General features: G+C 62.8%; 17 protein-coding genes. 12 read left to right on the forward strand and 5 right to left on the reverse strand.

Annotated features, from left to right (window positions below):
* Positions 1-29 precede the first annotated feature (29 nt).
* Positions 30-524 carry a DUF3592 domain-containing protein gene (locus AC0L3I_RS07905; protein ID WP_292191649.1) on the forward strand — a complete coding sequence of 165 codons (495 nt, stop codon included), beginning with the start codon at positions 30-32 and terminating at the stop codon, positions 522-524.
* 106 nt (positions 525-630) lie between these two features.
* On the opposite strand, the gene AC0L3I_RS07910 is transcribed toward AC0L3I_RS07905, so the two are convergent.
* Positions 631-1,260 carry a TetR family transcriptional regulator C-terminal domain-containing protein gene (locus tag AC0L3I_RS07910; protein ID WP_473526543.1) on the reverse strand — a complete coding sequence of 210 codons (630 nt, stop codon included), beginning with the start codon at positions 1,258-1,260 and terminating at the stop codon, positions 631-633.
* Between the two features lie 255 nt (positions 1,261-1,515).
* On the opposite strand from AC0L3I_RS07910, the gene aptA reads away from it, so the two are divergent.
* From aptA to AC0L3I_RS07930, 4 genes are all read left to right on the forward strand, one after another.
* Positions 1,516-2,844 carry an omega-aminotransferase AptA gene (gene aptA, locus AC0L3I_RS07915; RefSeq protein ID WP_095492228.1) on the forward strand — a complete coding sequence of 443 codons (1,329 nt, stop codon included), beginning with the start codon at positions 1,516-1,518 and terminating at the stop codon, positions 2,842-2,844.
* 69 nt (positions 2,845-2,913) lie between these two features.
* Positions 2,914-4,164, forward strand: a complete 1,251-nt coding sequence (locus AC0L3I_RS07920) for a Zn-dependent hydrolase (protein ID WP_473526544.1) — start codon at positions 2,914-2,916, stop codon at positions 4,162-4,164.
* 64 nt (positions 4,165-4,228) lie between these two features.
* On the forward strand, positions 4,229-5,680 hold the full coding sequence (gene hydA, locus AC0L3I_RS07925) for a dihydropyrimidinase (RefSeq protein WP_473526545.1): 1,452 nt from the start codon (positions 4,229-4,231) through the stop codon (positions 5,678-5,680).
* Positions 5,677-6,060 carry a hypothetical protein gene (locus tag AC0L3I_RS07930; protein WP_473526546.1) on the forward strand — a complete coding sequence of 128 codons (384 nt, stop codon included), beginning with the start codon at positions 5,677-5,679 and terminating at the stop codon, positions 6,058-6,060. The genes hydA and AC0L3I_RS07930 overlap by 4 nt, the downstream gene beginning before the upstream one ends.
* Positions 6,061-6,083: 23 nt before the next feature.
* On the opposite strand, the gene AC0L3I_RS07935 is transcribed toward AC0L3I_RS07930, so the two are convergent.
* Positions 6,084-6,488, reverse strand: coding sequence for a cupin domain-containing protein (locus AC0L3I_RS07935; RefSeq protein ID WP_473526547.1), 405 nt, complete (start codon positions 6,486-6,488; stop codon positions 6,084-6,086).
* 116 nt (positions 6,489-6,604) lie between these two features.
* Between AC0L3I_RS07935 and AC0L3I_RS07940 the strand changes: the two genes are divergently transcribed.
* The 6 genes from AC0L3I_RS07940 to AC0L3I_RS07965 all read left to right on the forward strand — a co-directional run bounded on the left by AC0L3I_RS07940 (position 6,605) and on the right by AC0L3I_RS07965 (position 11,595).
* Positions 6,605-7,396: an ABC transporter ATP-binding protein gene (locus AC0L3I_RS07940; protein ID WP_473526548.1), complete on the forward strand. Its 792-nt coding sequence runs from the start codon at positions 6,605-6,607 to the stop codon at positions 7,394-7,396.
* On the forward strand, positions 7,386-7,904 hold the full coding sequence (locus AC0L3I_RS07945) for an endonuclease domain-containing protein (protein WP_473526549.1): 519 nt from the start codon (positions 7,386-7,388) through the stop codon (positions 7,902-7,904). The genes AC0L3I_RS07940 and AC0L3I_RS07945 overlap by 11 nt, the downstream gene beginning before the upstream one ends.
* Positions 7,904-8,782, forward strand: coding sequence for an ABC transporter permease (locus tag AC0L3I_RS07950; RefSeq protein ID WP_473526550.1), 879 nt, complete (start codon positions 7,904-7,906; stop codon positions 8,780-8,782). Before AC0L3I_RS07945 ends, AC0L3I_RS07950 begins: the two co-directional genes overlap by 1 nt.
* Entirely contained in the window at positions 8,779-9,915 is a 1,137-nt protein-coding gene (locus tag AC0L3I_RS07955) for an ABC transporter permease (RefSeq protein WP_473526551.1), read from the forward strand. The genes AC0L3I_RS07950 and AC0L3I_RS07955 overlap by 4 nt, the downstream gene beginning before the upstream one ends.
* An 81-nt stretch (positions 9,916-9,996) precedes the next feature.
* A complete protein-coding gene (locus AC0L3I_RS07960; RefSeq protein WP_473526552.1) occupies positions 9,997-10,968 on the forward strand; it encodes an ABC transporter substrate-binding protein in 972 nt (323 codons plus the stop codon).
* A gap of 177 nt (positions 10,969-11,145) precedes the next feature.
* Positions 11,146-11,595, forward strand: coding sequence for a CHRD domain-containing protein (locus AC0L3I_RS07965; RefSeq protein ID WP_473526553.1), 450 nt, complete (start codon positions 11,146-11,148; stop codon positions 11,593-11,595).
* A 75-nt stretch (positions 11,596-11,670) separates the two neighbouring features.
* Here the strand turns inward: AC0L3I_RS07965 and AC0L3I_RS07970 are convergent, their stop codons facing one another.
* The 3 genes from AC0L3I_RS07970 to AC0L3I_RS07980 form a co-directional block, all read right to left on the reverse strand.
* Complete coding sequence (locus AC0L3I_RS07970) at positions 11,671-13,320, reverse strand: thiamine pyrophosphate-binding protein (protein WP_473526554.1); 1,650 nt, start codon at positions 13,318-13,320, stop codon at positions 11,671-11,673.
* The gene (locus AC0L3I_RS07975; protein WP_473526555.1) at positions 13,317-14,492 is read right to left on the reverse strand and encodes a CaiB/BaiF CoA transferase family protein; all 1,176 of its coding nucleotides are present in this window, start codon (positions 14,490-14,492) and stop codon (positions 13,317-13,319) included. Before AC0L3I_RS07975 ends, AC0L3I_RS07970 begins: the two co-directional genes overlap by 4 nt.
* 158 nt (positions 14,493-14,650) lie before the next feature.
* Positions 14,651-15,586 carry an alpha/beta fold hydrolase gene (locus tag AC0L3I_RS07980; protein ID WP_473526556.1) on the reverse strand — a complete coding sequence of 312 codons (936 nt, stop codon included), beginning with the start codon at positions 15,584-15,586 and terminating at the stop codon, positions 14,651-14,653.
* A gap of 196 nt (positions 15,587-15,782) precedes the next feature.
* On the opposite strand from AC0L3I_RS07980, the gene AC0L3I_RS07985 reads away from it, so the two are divergent.
* Positions 15,783-16,802, forward strand: coding sequence for a ribonuclease T2 family protein (locus AC0L3I_RS07985; RefSeq protein WP_473526557.1), 1,020 nt, complete (start codon positions 15,783-15,785; stop codon positions 16,800-16,802).
* Positions 16,803-16,850 lie beyond the last annotated feature (48 nt).

Raw genomic sequence — 16,850 nt, forward strand, 5'->3', positions numbered from 1 at the left:
TTGGCTCAGTTTCGCTTGTCGGAGCCTTTATGGAGCAAAGCTGGAATAGCTTCTGGGGAAGCGTTTCGCAGGCCTTTCACCTCGCGCTCTCGCCGCTTCGGGCGCTTGCCGAAACATTCGGCTATTTTCCGAGCGATATCCAACTCTGGTGCTTCGTCTGCGGTCTCTTTTTCCTGGTGCTTGTCGTTCCCCACACCTATGGCGATCTCGTGCTTCGGCACCGTCGCGTCTATGTGACAGGCAAGGTGGTGGAGATAAAGATGTCGGACGACTCGCCCAGGACGCCGACCATCGAATTCGCCGATCGCCTCGGCAAGATCTGGCGCTTTGAATCGCATTTGCCGGTCAATAACATGACTGGTTCGGTCGGAGCGGCGGTAAAGGTCATGTATGACCCCCTGCATCCGAACCGGGCACGGGAAGTGGGGCGGCCGATCATGAAGGCAACCCATACGGCGGTCTGGTATGCCATTATCGCCGGGCTAATGGCGCTGGCCTTCTGGCCCGGCCTGACGTCCGATTGAGCCTTCGTCTGCAACCGTGCGCACTTACGCTGCAAATCGCAGACCGCCGTCGCAGGTCAGCACCTGGCGCTTGCCGCCGAGCGGCGCAGCGCCTGAACTATCGAGGTCAGCTTTTCGGCTTCAGCCCGTCGATGAACAATTGCTCGAGAAACCTTGCGGCGTCCTCGAAGCGGCCGTCGCCGCCTCGGTTGGGGCCGAGCACGGCGCGGACCTGAACGTCGAAATCGGCATAGTGCTGCGTCGTCGCCCAGATCGAGAAGATCAGGTGCCAGGGGTCGGTGCGGGCGATCTTGCCGGCGCGCATCCAGCCTTTGATGACGGCGGCCTTCTCGTCGACCAGCGTCTTCAACTCGCCTTCCAGCATCGGCATGATGCGCGGCGCGCCCTGCAGGATCTCGTTGGCGAACAGCCGGCTTTCCCTAGGGAAATCGCGCGCCATTTCGAGCTTGCGCCTGATGTAGCTGCGCAATTCGGTCAAGGGATCGCCGATGTCGTCGAGTTCGCGCAGCGGCGCCAGCCAGGTGTCCAGAAGCCGCTGCATCAGCGTCTCGTGGATGTCCTCCTTGCGGCGGAAATAGTAGAGCAGGTTCGGCTTCGACATGCCGGCGGCTTCGGCGATCTGGTCGATGGTCGAGCCGCGAAAGCCGTTGGTTGAGAAGACCTCGAGCGCCGCCTCCAGGATCAGCTCGCGTTTTTCCTGCTGAATGCGGGTGCGGCGAGGGGCGGGGGTGTCCATGCCAATCGTCATCCCCGCAGGACATTGCCGCGAGGGTCGTCTGGACCAATTCTCTGGACCAGTTTTTCTCCTGCCTGTGGAGCGCGCTTCAGCTGCCGCATTTCCGCTAGTAATCCCTTGACCGCCGACAGGGCGGTGCTAACGTTTGTCCAACCGGTCAAAAATTTGCGTAGCACGAAAACGCAGCAGAGACCAAGTGTCGGGAAGACCAAGCGTTAGCCGCACCGAAACAGGTTACAAGGGGAAGCCTTGGTCATGTCCAACCGGCTGAAAGTCACGCCGAACGATCTCAGCGCATTCTGGATGCCGTTCACGGCAAACCGGCAGTTCAAGCAGGCGCCTCGCATGATGGTGTCAGCCAAGGACATGCATTACACGACGAGCGACGGGCGCAAGGTTCTCGACGGCACCGCCGGCCTGTGGTGCGTCAATGCCGGCCACTGCCGGCCGAAGATCACCGAGGCGATCCAGAGCCAGGCCGCCGAACTCGACTATGCGCCGGCGTTCCAGATGGGCCACCCGATCGTCTTCGAACTGGCGAACCGTTTGGTCGACCTGGCGCCGAAGGGCATGGACCATGTGTTCTTCACCAATTCCGGTTCGGAATCGGTCGAGACCGCGCTGAAGATGGCGATCGCCTATCACCGCGCCAAAGGCGAGGGCTCACGCACCCGCCTGATCGGCCGCGAGCGCGGCTATCACGGTGTCAATTTCGGCGGCATCTCGGTCGGCGGCATCGTCACCAATCGCAAGATGTTCGGCACGCTGCTTGGCGGCGTCGACCACATGCCGCACACGCATCTGCCGGAGAAGAACTCGTTCACCAAGGGTGTGCCCGAGCATGGCGCGGAATTGGCCAACGAGCTGGAGCGCATCGTCGCGCTGCATGATGCGTCGACCATCGCGGCCGTCATCGTCGAGCCGGTAGCCGGTTCCACTGGCGTTATCCTGCCGCCGAAGGGCTATCTCGAGAGGCTGCGCGAGATTTGCACCAAGCACGGCATCCTTCTGATCTTCGACGAGGTCATCACCGGCTTCGGCCGCCTCGGCACGCCGTTCGCCGCCGACTATTTCGGCGTCACGCCCGATATTATGACGACCGCCAAGGGCGTCTCCAACGGCGTCATCCCGATGGGCGCGGTGTTCGTCAAGAAGGAAATCCACGACGCTTTCATGACCGGCCCCGAGCATATGATCGAATTCTTCCACGGCTACACCTATTCGGGCAATCCGATCGCCTGTGCGGCAGCCCTCGGCACGCTCGACACCTACAAGGAAGAGGGGCTGCTGACCCGCGGCGAGGAACTGGCGCCGTATTGGGAAGACGCGCTGCATTCGCTGAAGGGCGAGCCGAACGTCATCGATATCAGAAACATCGGCCTGATCGGCGCGATCGAGCTGGCGCCCATTCCCGGCAGTCCGACCAAGCGTGCCTTCTCGGCCTTCGTCAAGGCGTTCGAGCGCGGCGCCCTGATCCGCACCACCGGCGACATCATCGCGCTGTCGCCGCCGCTGATCATCACCAAGGGCCAGATCAACGAATTGATCGACCATGTGCGTGAAGTGCTGAGGGCGGTGGACTAGATACTCCACAACCTATAGGGCGGCGACGGGAACCGTCGCCCTGTATGCGAAGAGATGAGAGGAACTTGAATGGCCGCTCCCGGCGAGAATCTGCGAATCAATTCAGACCGTTTGTGGGATTCGATAATGGAGATGGCGAAGATCGGCCCCGGCATTGCCGGCGGCAACAATCGCCAGACGCTGACCGACGCGGACGGCGAGGGGCGGCATCTGTTCAAGCGCTGGTGCGAGGCGGCGGGGCTCGAAATGGGCGTCGACGAGATGGGCACGATGTTTGCCCGCCGCGAAGGCACCGAGCCCGATCTGCCGCCGGTCTATGTCGGCAGCCATCTCGACACCCAGCCGACCGGCGGCAAGTATGACGGCGTGCTCGGCGTGCTCGGCGGGTTGGAGATCGTGCGGTCGCTGAACGAGCTCGACATCAAGACCAAACATCCGATCGTCGTCACCAACTGGACGAACGAGGAAGGCGCGCGCTTTGCGCCGGCGATGATGGCATCCGGCGTCTTCGCCGGCGTCCTCGACCAGGTCGATGTCTATTCGCATGTCGACAAGGACGGCAAGAAGTTCGGCGAGGAGCTCGAACGCATCGGCTGGAAAGGCACCGAGAAAGTCGGTGACCGCAAGATCCACGCCTTCTTCGAGCTGCATATCGAGCAAGGCCCGATCCTCGAGGACGAGGGCATCGACATCGGCGTCGTCACCCATGGCCAGGGGCTGAAATGGCTGCAGGTGACGCTGACCGGCAAGGAGGCGCATACCGGCTCGACGCCGATGCCGAAGCGCCGCAATGCCGGGCTCGGCATGGCGCGGGTAATCGAGCTGGTGCACGAGATTGCCATGGACTATCAGCCCGACGCCGTCGGCGCGGTCGGCCACATGGAGGTCTATCCGAACTCGCGCAACATCATCGCCGGCCACACCGTGTTCACCATCGACATCCGCTCTCCGGAAAAGGAGGTGCTCGACGCCATGGACGGGCGCATCCGCGAAGGCATCGACACAATCTGCGAAGCGCTCGACATCCAATATCAAATCGACCAGGTCGGCCATTTCGATCCTGTCACCTTCGACGCGGGCTGCGTCAAGGCTGTGCGGGATGCGGCAGAGCGCCTGGGCTATACGCATCGCAACATCGTCTCCGGCGCCGGCCATGACGCCTGCTGGATCAACCGCGTCGCGCCGACGGCGATGGTGATGTGCCCCTGCGTCGACGGGCTGTCGCACAACGAAGCCGAAGAGATCTCCAAGGACTGGGCGGCGGCCGGCGCCGACGTGCTGTTCCACGCGGTGGTGGAGACAGCGGTGATTGTGGAGTGAGCTAGAAACCAAGATTCCGAAAGCCGCTCACCAAGAAGCGCGAAGAGAACAAGGGAACAAAAAAATGTCCAAAGTCATCAAGAACGGCACCATCGTCACCGCCGATCGCACCTGGAAGGCCGACGTGTTGTTCAAGCACGGCAAGATCATCGCCATCGGCCCGGACCTGCATGGCGACCACGAGTTCGACGCCACCGGCTGCTATGTGATGCCGGGGGGCATCGATCCGCACACCCATCTCGAAATGCCGTTCATGGGCACCTATTCGGCCGACGATTTCGAGAGCGGCACGCGCGCCGCCCTCGCCGGCGGCACCACCATGGTTGTCGATTTCTGCCTGCCGTCGCCGCAGCAGTCGCTGCTCGAGGCCTTGCAGATGTGGGACAACAAGACCTCGAAAGCTTCCTGCGACTATTCCTTCCATATGGCGATCACCTGGTGGGGCAAGCAGGTGTTCGACGAGATGGCCACCGTCGTCGACAAGGGTATCACCTCGTTCAAGCACTTCATGGCCTACAAGGGCGCGCTGATGGTCGACGACGACGAGATGTATTCGTCGTTCCAGCGCTGCGCCGATCTTGGCGCGCTGCCGCTGGTTCATGCCGAGAATGGCGACGTGGTTGCCGCCCTGTCGCAGAAGCTGCTGGCCGCCGGCAATAACGGCCCCGAAGGGCACGCCTACTCGCGGCCGCCGGAAGTGGAAGGCGAGGCGACCAACCGCGCCATCATGATCGCCGACATGGCCGGCGTGCCGCTCTATGTCGTGCATGTCTCCTGCGAGCAGGCCCATGAAGCCATTCGCCGGGCGCGCCAGAAAGGCATGCGGGTGTTCGGCGAGCCGCTGATCCAGCATTTGACGCTCGACGAGAGCGAATATTTCAATAAGGACTGGGACCATGCGGCGCGCCGGGTGATGAGCCCGCCCTTCCGCAACAAGTTGCATCAGGATTCGCTGTGGGCCGGCCTGCAGGCTGGATCGCTGCAAGTGGTGGCGACCGACCATTGTGCGTTCACCACTAGCCAAAAGCGTAACGGCATCGGCGATTTCACCAAGATCCCGAACGGCACCGGCGGGCTTGAGGACCGCTTGCCCGTGCTGTGGACCACCGGCGTCAACACCGGCCGGCTGACGATGAACGAATTCGTCGCGGTGACCTCGACCAACATCGCGAAGATCCTCAACATGTATCCGAAGAAGGGCGCCATCGTCGAAGGCGCCGACGCCGATATCGTCGTCTGGGACCCGAAGCGCAAGAAGACGATCACCTCCAAGAAGCAGCAGTCGGTGATCGACTACAACGTCTTCGAAGGTTTCGAGGTCACCGGCCTGCCACGCTTCGTCTTTTCGCGCGGCGAACTGTCGATCCAGGAACACGAGGTCAAGGCGAAGCCCGGCCATGGCGAGTTCGTCGCTCGCGAGCCGAATGCAGCGATCAACCGGGCGCTGTCGACCTGGAAGGAAATTTCCGCGCCGCGCAAGGTGGAACGATCAGGCATTCCGGCGACCGGGGTGTGAGCTTGCGCGCTGTTTATCTCGCGGTCGTTGCGTCCGTGATGCTGGCGGCTGGCCAGGCTTCGGCGGCCGCCATCGACCTTTCCAAGCCCTATGGCAACAAGTCCGGCTGCATCAACAAGAACGGTCAGGAAGTCTATGCCGAGGACATGCTGCTGTTGACCGATAAGGAATTCATCACGGTGGCCAGCGCCTGCACCTTCACCGAAACCCAGGTGCAGGCCGACGGTTCGCTGGTGGTGAAGGCGCAATGCCAGGCGGAAGGCGAGGAGGGTGAGTCACCCGGCCAGTTCACCATTAGGCGGAGCACCAGGAATGCCAAGAGGCTGGTGATCGCCGACGAGGCCGGTACCGTTTACGGGGAAGTGTCCCGGTGCCGGTGATTGCCGCTGCCTCAAAGCCGCCCTCAGGGGACCAGCCCATCCAGTTCCGGCAGCAGGACGACGCTTTCCTGTTCGTTGGGATCGGTGCGGGCGATGACCGCCGAGGCCGGGCTGTCGCTCGGATTGGCCGGCAGATGCGGCACGCCGGCGGGTATGTAGAAGAGGTCACCGGCCTTGACCACGATCTGCTGTTCAAGCCGGTCGCCATACCAGGTATGGACTTCGCAGGAGAGCACATAGATCGCCGTTTCATGGCTTTCGTGCATATGCGCCTTGGCGCGGGCACCGGGCGGCATGGTGAGCAGGTGCATGCAGATGCCGGTAGAGCCGACCGTCTCGGCGGCGATGCCGGTGAAATAACTCAGTCCCTGCTTGCCTTCATAAGAGTTTTCGGGGCGGATAAGATGGCAGGTGGGTTTGGGCGGCATCGGGCAAACTCCGGGCGTCGATCGAGTGAGACAAGGTAAGTGGAAAGCAGCATTGTGGCAAAAGCAACGGGATTCCGGCCGGCGCGGCAGCGGCGCGAAAAGGCAGGCTGCGGCCTATGACGGGACAGTCGCCAGCCGTCGTTTCGGCAAGCAAGCTCGGCCTGACCTTCCAGACCAGTGACGGTCCGGTGCAGGCGCTGTCGAATGTCGACCTGACCATCGGCAAGGGCGAATTCGTCTCCTTCATCGGGCCGTCCGGCTGCGGCAAGACGACCTTGCTGCGGGTCATCGCCGATCTGGAGAAGCCGACATCGGGAACCATCTCCGTCAACGGCATGACGCCCGAGCAGGCGCGCCAGAGCCGCGCCTATGGCTATGTCTTCCAGGCGGCCGCGCTTTATCCATGGCGCACGATCGACCGCAACGTGGCGCTGCCGTTGGAGATCATGGGCCTCTCCAAGGCAGAGCAGGCGGCGCGCATCAAGCGCACGCTCGACCTCGTCAACCTGGGCGGCTTCGAACAGAAATATCCGTGGCAGCTTTCCGGCGGGATGCAGCAGCGTGCCTCAATCGCAAGAGCGCTGGCCTTCGACGCCGATCTTCTGTTGATGGACGAGCCGTTCGGCGCGCTGGACGAGATCGTGCGCGACCATCTCAACGAACAGCTGCTGGAACTTTGGGAGCGGACCAACAAGACCATCTGCTTCGTCACCCACTCCATTCCCGAGGCGGTCTACCTCTCGACGCGGATCATTGTCATGTCGCCGCGTCCGGGCCGTGTCAGCGACGTCATCGAATCGACGCTGCCGAAAAAGCGGCCGCTCGACATCCGCGAGACGCCGGAGTTCCTGGCGATAGCGGCGCGGGTGCGCGACGGGCTCAGGGCAGGGCACAGCTATGAGGATTGAGCGGGATGGGCTCCCTCCTCTCCCCGACGGGGAGAGGGTGGCCGGAGCGAAGCGGAGGTCGGGTGAGGGGGCGGCGCCGAAAGATCCGACCAAAAGAAAGGCGGGCGCAACCAATCGCGCTCGAAAACTGCGGGTTGACGAGACCGAGGCTGAATACAGGCTTTGGGGGGAACTGCGAGGACGTCATCTCAACGGCTACAAATTTGTGAGGCAAGTGCCGCTTGGGCCTTTCTTGGCAGATTTTGTCTGTCGCGAGAGAGCGCTGATTGTGGAAATCGACGGCAGCCAGCACGTCGATTCTCCAACCGATGCCGCGAGAACTGCTTGGCTGAATGACCACGGCTATTCCGTTCTTCGGTTCTGGAACCATGAAGTTTTGGCCGAACGCCGAGCGGTCCTTGATACGGTCTTAGCTTGCCTCGACGGAAAGATTTCTACCCCCTCACCCGGCCTCCGCTTCGCTCCGGCCACCCTCTCCCCGTTGGGGAGAGGAGGGGAACGCTGCTGATGGACTCCTTTCGCGACAAGATCGTTCCGGTGACCTCGATCCTCGCTGGCGTGGTCGTCGTCTGGTATGTTTTCGCTGTCATCCTCAACGCGCCGTTCCAGCGCGATCTCGACCGCCGTGCCGGCGAGACGCCGGGGGTTGTGGAATTCATCGGCAAGACGATGTCGCAGCCGAAGCCGACGCTACCGGCGCCGCATCAGGTGGCGGTGAATTTCTTCGAGAACACTTTTCTGCGCAAGGTCACCAGCAACCGCAGCCTTGTCTACAATGCCTGGGTGACGCTGTCCTCGACGCTGCTCGGCTTCGCCTTCGGCACGGCGCTCGGCATCGTGATTGCCGTCGGCATCGTCCATGTCGCGACGCTCGACCGCAGCCTGATGCCGTGGATCATCGCCTCGCAGACGATTCCGATCCTGGCGGTGGCGCCGATGATCATCGTCGTGCTGGCGGCGATCGGCGTCACCGGCCTGATCCCGAAGGCGCTGATCTCGACCTATCTGTCGTTCTTCCCGGTGGCCGTCGGCATGGTCAAAGGGCTGCGTTCGCCCGAGATCACCCATCTCGACCTGATGCACACCTACAATGCCAGCCCGTCGCAGACCTTCTGGAAACTGCGCGTGCCGGCGTCGGTGCCGTTCCTGTTCACCTCGATGAAGGTGGCAGTCGCCGCCAGCCTGGTCGGCGCCATCGTCGGCGAACTGCCGACCGGTGCCGTCGCCGGCATCGGCGCCAAGCTGCTCGCCGGCGCCTATTACAGCCAAACGATCGACATCTGGTCGGCGCTGGTTGCCGGCTCGATCGTGGCGGCCTTGCTGGTGATGGTGGTCGGCATTGCCGGGCGCATCGTCGACCGCGCCATGGGCGGGAGGCCGGCATGAGCTCTCTCCTCAGCCTTTCGTCGATCACGCCTCGTTCCTGGCAAGGGTATGCAGCGCTTGCGCTGCTTGCCGGGGCGATCCTTCTTTGGCCGCTTGTCGATGCGGCGCCCGGTTATGGTATCGCCACCGCTGCTTTGATTTTCTTGTTGCTGCTTCTGGCAATCGAGGCCGATAATTTCCCCCCGGCAATTGGGGTGGTGTTGCTTTTCCTTGGCGCGCACGGCGCGGCGTGGGTGCTGCTCGCCGGCATAACCGGCAACGAAGGGACCGCTCGCGCATCCTTCTATCTGCTGCTTGCCGCGGCATGGCTTCTGGCCTGGCGCTGCGTGACGGTCCTGTCCGCGCTTCGCCCGACCTCGCGCTGGGCGGCAACCGCTTTGAGGCTGATCATCCCAACGATCTTCGGCGCCTGGATCCTGATTATCTGGGAAGCGGTGACGCGCGGCGCGGGCATTCCTTTCATCCTGCTGCCGCCGCCAAGCGCCATCGGCGTGCGCATCGCCAATTCGCTGCCGGTGCTCGCCGCCGACGTGCGGCAGACCATCTTCAAGGCGGTGATCTTCGGCTACGTCGTTGGCAGTGGTGCCGGCTTCCTTGCCGCCATCGCGGCCGACCGCGTGCCGTTCCTGCGCCGCGGGCTTTTGCCGATCGGCAATATGGTCTCGGCGCTGCCGATCATCGGCGTGGCGCCGATCATGGTCATGTGGTTCGGCTTCGACTGGCAGTCGAAGGCCGCCGTCGTCATCATCATGACCTTCTTCCCGATGCTGGTGAATACGGTCGCCGGGCTTGCCGCCTCCGGCCATATGGAGCGCGACCTGATGCGCACCTATGCGTCTAGCTACTGGCAGACGCTGTTCAAGCTGCGGTTGCCGGCGGCGGCGCCCTTCATCTTCAACGCGCTGAAGATCAATTCGACGCTGGCGCTGATCGGCGCCATCGTTGCGGAGTTCTTCGGCACGCCGGTCGTCGGCATGGGATTCCGGATTTCGACCGAAGTCGGACGGATGAATATCGACATGGTCTGGGCCGAAATCGCAGTTGCAGCACTTGCGGGTTCGGTCTTTTATGGCGTGGTCGCTCTTTTCGAGAGAGCAGTCACGTTTTGGCATCCCTCCGTCCGTGGTGGATAGGGCGGTGGCGGGTTTGGAATCAGGGCGCATTGAAGGTCCTGATCCTAAAAGGGTGAACACTTAACTTCAGAGGGTAAAAACATGAAAAGACTTGTTATCTCGATGCTGGCCGGCGCGATGTCGCTTGCCGCGTTCCAAGCGATGGCCGCCGACAAGGTGACGCTGCAGCTGAAATGGGTCACACAGGCCCAGTTCGCCGGCTACTACGTCGCCAAGGACAAGGGTTTCTATGAGGCCGAGGGCCTCGACGTCGAGATCAAGCCGGGCGGCCCCGATATCGCGCCCGAGCAGGTGATTGCCGGCGGCGGCGCCGACGTCATCGTCGACTGGATGGGCGGCGCGCTGGCCGCGCGCGAAAAGGGTGTGCCGCTGGTCAATATCGCCCAGCCGTTCAAGAAGGCCGGCATGGAACTGGTCTGCCCGAAGGACGGCCCGATCAAGACCGAAGCCGACTTCAAGGGCCGCACACTCGGCGTCTGGTTCTTCGGCAATGAATATCCGTTCTATGCCTGGATGAACAAGCTCGGCCTGAAGACCGACGGCGGTCCGGACGGCGTCACCGTGCTGAAGCAGAGTTTCGACGTGCAGCCGCTGATCCAGAAGCAGGCGGATTGCATCTCGGTCATGACCTACAACGAATACTGGCAGCTCATCGACGCCGGCTACAAGCCGGAGGAGCTGATCGTGTTCAACTACTCGGCCATGGGCAACGACCTGCTCGAGGACGGGCTCTATGCCTTGGAGGACAAGCTCAAGGATCCGGCCTTCGAGGACAAGATGGTGCGTTTCGTGCGCGCTTCGATGAAGGGTTGGAAATATGCCGTCGACAATTCCGACGAGGCGGCCGGCATCGTCATGGACAATGGCGGCCAGGACGAGAACCATCAGAAGCGCATGATGGGCGAAGTCGCCAAGCTGATCGACAATGCCGACGGCAAGCTTGACCCGGCGACTTACGCGCGCACCGCCAAGGCGTTGCTTGACCAGAAGATCATCACCAAGGAGCCGACCGGCGCCTACACGACCGCCATCACCGACAAGGCCATCAAGTAGGGAGCCATCAATAGAGGCGATCAACTGGGCTTCTTCAGTTGAAAAAGGGGGCGGGCGACCGCCCCCTTTTTTGTGGGATGTAAAATAGCCGTTACCGGTGGAAACATCCACTCGCCGCAACCGTTGTTGCGGTGCATCCAGCTTCAGCGGATGTACATCGCCACAACGGAGATTTCCATGCGCATGCAATCCTTCTCGCCGATGCTTTCGGCGCTGGCCGTTTCGGCTTCCTTCCTGTGCGCTTCACCGGCCTTGGCCGACATGATGAAGATGAAGGCGACGCTCGATGGCGCTCAGCAGAATCCGCCCATCACCACAGAGGGCAAAGGCGAGGCCGATCTCGGCTTCAACACCGCCACGAAACAGCTGACCTGGAACGTGACGTATTCAGGTCTCAGTGGACCGGCGACGGCGGGACATATTCACGGTCCGGCAGCAAAGGGTGAAAATGCCGGCGTCGTCATCCCGTTCAAGGGCGCTCCGAAAAGCCCGTTCAAGGGGGCGGCGATCCTGACCGACGCGCAGGCTGCCGACCTGATGGCCGGGAAATATTACATCAACCTCCATACGGCGGTCCACAAGGACGGCGAGATCCGCGGGCAGATCGAGAAGGCAGCGGCGATGTAGCGCAACGTCGCCCGAGGGAGCGCTGCATTACCTGTCGAAGTTTGCGCGAAGGAACTCGGCCTATGCCTCTGGCGCTTACGACCTGTCGCGGATCTGGGTCATTGTCCGGGTCGGCGTGATGGCCTCGGGATCGAGCCTGATCTCGACAATCGACGGCTTGCCGCTGGCACGCGCGCGTTCGAAGGCCGGCGCGAAGTCGGCCGTCTTCTCGACCGTCTCGCCATGGCCGCCATAGGCGCGGGCGAGCGCCGCGAAGTCGGGATTCTTTAGGTCGGTGGCGACGACACGGCCGGGATACTCGCGCTCCTGATGCATGCGGATGGTGCCGTAGATGCCGTTGTTGACGACGACGACGATGATCGGCAGATCGTACTGCACGGCGGTGGCGAACTCTTGGCCGTTCATCAGGAAGCAGCCGTCGCCGGCAAAGGCGATCACGTCGCGCTCGGGAAACAATTCCTTGGCGGCGACCGCCGCCGGCGTGCCGTAGCCCATCGAACCGGAGGTCGGCGCTGCCTGCGTGGCAAAGCGGCGGGAGCGGTGGAAGCGATGCACCCAGGTGGCGTAGTTGCCGGCGCCGTTGGTGAGGATCGCGTCGTCGGGCAGCATTTTTTCGAGATAGTTCATGATCGGCCCCATCTGGACGGCGCCGGGGCCGCTTTCGGGCGGTGTCGACCAGTCGAGATAGGCGGCGTGCAGCTTCGGTGTTTCATCAGCCCATGCCGGCGTGGCGGCCGGCTTGCGCCCGGCAAAGGCTTCGACGAAAGCGGACGGCGAGGCGTTGATCGCCAGCGTCGGCCGATAAACACGGCCGAGCTCGCCGGCGTCGGCATGGACATGGACCAGCGTCTGGTCGGGGTAGGGGCTCTTGAGCAGCGTGTAGTCGGAGGATGGCATCTCGCCCATGCGGCCGCCGACGAGCAGCACGAGGTCGGCCTGCTTGATGGCGGTGGCCAGCTTCGGGTTGATGCCAATGCCGACATCGCCGGCGTAGTTCGGATGGAGATGATCGAACAGCATCTGGCGGCGAAAGGAGCAGCCGACCGGCAGCGACCAGGCTTCGGCGATGGTCCGCATTCGCGCGACGGCCGCCGCATCCCAGCGCGTGCCGCCGAGGATGACGAAAGGGCGCTTTGCCTTGCCGAGCAGCTTTTCCAGCGCATCGATCTCGGCCTCGCCCGGCCGCGTTTCGACCGGCGTGTGGGGCAGGGCTTCCGGCGCTTCGGCCAAGCTGGTCAGCATGTCTTCCGGCAGCGAGATGACGACCGGGCCGGGACGGCCGGACGTCGCCACCGCGAAGGCGCGGGTGACGAATTCGGGGATGCGCGCGGCGTCGTCGATCTCGACCACCCATTTGGCGATATCACCGAAGAACCTGACGTAGTCGACCTCCTGGAAGGCCTCGCGCTGCTTGGCGTGGCTGGCGACCTGGCCGATGAACAGGATGACGGGAACCGAATCCTGCATGGCAATGTGGATGCCGGCCGAGGCGTTGGTGGCGCCGGGACCGCGGGTGACGAAACAGATGCCGGGCCTACCGGTCAGGCGACCATGGCAGTCGGCCATCATCGCAGCACCGCCCTCCTGGCGGCAGACGATGGTGCGGATCGGCGAGTCGTGCAGCGCGTCGAGCACCGCAAGGTAGGATTCGCCGGGCACGCAATAGATACGGTCCGTTCCGTTGGCTTCGAGCGCATCGACGATCAGTTGTCCGCCGGTTTTCATTTTCCTGACCTCTCCAGTTCGGCAAGGATTTCTTTGGTGTGTTCGCCGAGGCGCGGCGAGGGCCGCTCATAGACCAGCGGCGTGCCCGACATGACCATCGGCGCGCGCACCGAGGGCAACAGGTTGCCATGGCCGTCGTCGAGGTCGAGCCGCATGCCGCGCGCGATGGTCTGCGGGTCGGCGAACATCTCGCCGATCGTGTTGATCGGGCTGGCAGGCACGCTTGCCGCCTCCAGCTTGGCCAGCAGCGGATCGCGATCGAAGGTCTTTAGCGCTTCGATTATATGCTCGCGCAGCGTCGCCCGGTTGGCGACCCGGGCGGGGTTGGTGGCGAAATCGGGGTTCGATGGCAGGTCGTCCAATCCGACGGCGGCGCAGAATTTGGCGAACTGGCCGTCATTGCCGATCGCCAGGATGATGTGGCCGTCCTTCACCGGCACCACTTCGTAGGGCGCGATGTTCATATGCGCATTGCCCATCTGCACCGGCGATTTTCCCGAGACCAGATAGTTGAGGTTCTGGTTGCCGAGCGCCGAGATCTGGCTGTCGTAGAGCGCCATGTCGATATGCTGGCCTTCGCCGGTCTTCTCGGCGTGGCGAAGTGCGGCCTGGATGGCGATCACCGAATAGAGGCCGGTGAAAATGTCCGATATGGCGACACCGGCCTTTTGCGGCTCGCGGCCGGCTTCGCCGGTGATCGACATCATGCCGGCCATGCCCTGGATGATGAAGTCATAGCCGGCGCGCGGCGCATAGGGCCCGTCTTGGCCGAAGCCGGTGATCGAGCAATAGATCAACCGCGGGTTGATTTTGCGCAAGCTGTCACAGTCGAGGCCATATTTCTTCAGGCCGCCGAGCTTGAAGTTCTCGATCAGCACATCTGATGTCGCGACCAGCCGGCGCACGGTCTCGGCACCTCCGGGCGTCGAGAAATCGATGGCGATGGAGCGCTTGCCGCGATTGCAGGAATGGTAGTAGGCGGCCGAAAGGTTTTCGCCGTCATGGCTCATGACGAAGGGCGGACCCCAATTGCGGGTGTCGTCGCCGCCATCAGGGCTCTCGACCTTGATCACGTCGGCGCCGAGATCGGCGAGCAGCTGCCCGGCCCACGGCCCGGCCAGGATGCGGGCGAGTTCGATTACGCGGATGCCTTTCAGCGGAGGCTCGGTCATGGATCACCGTGATTGATCGGGAACGCAGGCTCTAGTTTTCTTTTTATGCATGTCGTTATCCCAAAACCGCTGCGCACTTTTGGGCAACATGCACTATCAATCCCGCGTGCTGCTGTCACGGTTCTTGCAATGGGCCAACCCGACCATGCCAATGTCGATCACGCTTGTTTCAGCACCCTATCGGCCCATGCGGCGAAATCGTTCATGATGATATCTCGATTCACCTCGTTCAGGCTTTCATGGCGGGTCTCGGCGTAAACCTTTGAAACGAGATTCGAAAAGCCCATCCTGTGCAGGCGGCCAGCGAGCTGGGCGACCGCCTTGCCGCCGTCGGTGGCGGGGTCCTTTTCGCCGCCGACCAGGCAGATCGGAAGGGTCTTGCGGACGCCGGAAAAGTTAGTGTCGTGGGCACCGTCGAAGACAAAGCCGAACAGGTCGCGCCACATCGACACCGAGGCATCCCAGCCGCACAGCGGATCGGCGATGTACTTGTCGACTTCGGCTGCGTCGCGCGACAGCCAGTCGAACGGCGTCCGGTGATCGGGGACGGCATTGCCCCAGGCTTGGAAGGTCAGTCTAGGCAGCATGCGCGACGGCATGTCGGAGCCGAGCCGGAACTTTTCCCAGGCCAGGATGATTCGCGCGGCACGGCCGGCCAGCCCGGCGGAAAAATTGGCGTTCCAGATGGCGGCGGCGTGCAGCCGGTTCGAATGGTGAAGCATGAAATTCAGCGCGACGAGGCCGCCCATGGAATGGCCGAAGACGATGACGGGCAGGCCGGGATGTTCGGCGGCGATCAGATCGTGCACGGCGGCGACATCGGCGATGACCTTGGCGCCGCCATCCGATTGAGCGAACTGGCCGAGTGGCGCATCTGGCGCCTTGGTGGCGCCATGGCCGCGATGGTCATGGGCGTAGACGTGGTAGCCGCGCTCGCCCAGAAAGGTAGCGAAGCGGACATAGCGCGCCGCGTGTTCGGCCAGTCCGTGATTAATCTGGACGACTGCGCGCGGGCGGCCCTCGGCGCGTTTCACATAAAGGTTGAGCTCGGCGCCGGTCGGTGATCGCATCACGCGCTGCTGGCTGAATGACATTCTCGCTTCGTCTCCAACGCGTCTTTTGCGCCTGCGGACGTTTGTGTGCGCCGACGCCGGTTTTGCGTCAATCCGTGTTTTCCGCAGCGCCGTTCTTGTGTCGCGACGCGGGGTATCGCAATTCTGACATCGAGAATTTGCTACCGAGAGAGGGCGGCGGTTTGTTGCCGCGGCATTTTGCAACCGGAGAGTACCCATGCGTACGCTGACAGGCCTTGTTTTTGGATTGGCACTTGTCGCCGCGTTGCTAACGGGTGCTGCGCGGGCCGAGGTGAAGTTGAGCGGCTCCTTCGTGGCCGATGTCACCTGTCCAGCGACGCAGGCCATCAAGAGCGGCAAGAATCCCGGCAATATCGCGACCGATGCGGGGCAGAGCTACGAGCTTCTGGCCGGCAACAAGGATGCTCCCACGCATTATCTGATCCGCGTGCCAGGGGCCGATCCGGAGCGCCGCTGGGTGAAGGTCGATTGCGGCCATGTTTCGGGCGCGTCAACGATGCCGGCAGCACCGGCGCCGGCCGACCGGGAGAAGTCTGCTGCGCCCGCTTCGGGAAAACCCGAATATGTCCTCGCGCTGAGCTGGCAGCCAGCCTTTTGCGAAACCAAGCCCAGCAAGACCGAATGCAAGGCACAGACCGCGGCCGGTTTTGACGCGACGCATTTCACCTTGCATGGGCTGTGGCCGCAGCCGAACGAAAATTTCTATTGCCAGGTGGCAGCGGCCGATAAGGCGAACGACAATCCGGCGCACTGGCAGGATTTGCCGCCGGTCGAGCTCGAGCCGAACACGCGGTCGGAGCTCGATCAGGTGATGCCAGGCACCGCATCCGCTCTCGACAGGCATGAGTGGATCAAGCATGGCACCTGTTACGGCAAGAGCCAGCAAGAGTATTTTTCCGATGCGCTGAACCTGACGCGCGCGGTGAATGCTTCACCGGTGCGCGATCTTTTCACGCAAAAAATTGGCCGGGATCTGACCTCCGACCAGATCCGCGCCGCCTTCGACAGTGCTTTCGGTCCCGGCGCGGGCGAGCGGGTTCGCGTCTCCTGTTTGAACGACCATTCGAGCGGCAGGCGGCTGATCGGCGAACTGACGCTCGGCCTGACCGGCCCGATCGGTCCGAACTCTTCGCTCAGTGAGCTGTTGCTGGCATCAGTGCCGACGAACAATGCGGGTTGTCCGAAAGGCACCGTCGATCCGATCGAGTTCCAGTGACACGTTCGAAATGCCAAAACAGTTTGCCGTTCGGCGCGGCATCGCCTA

The organism is Mesorhizobium sp. WSM4840, assembly GCF_055811755.1.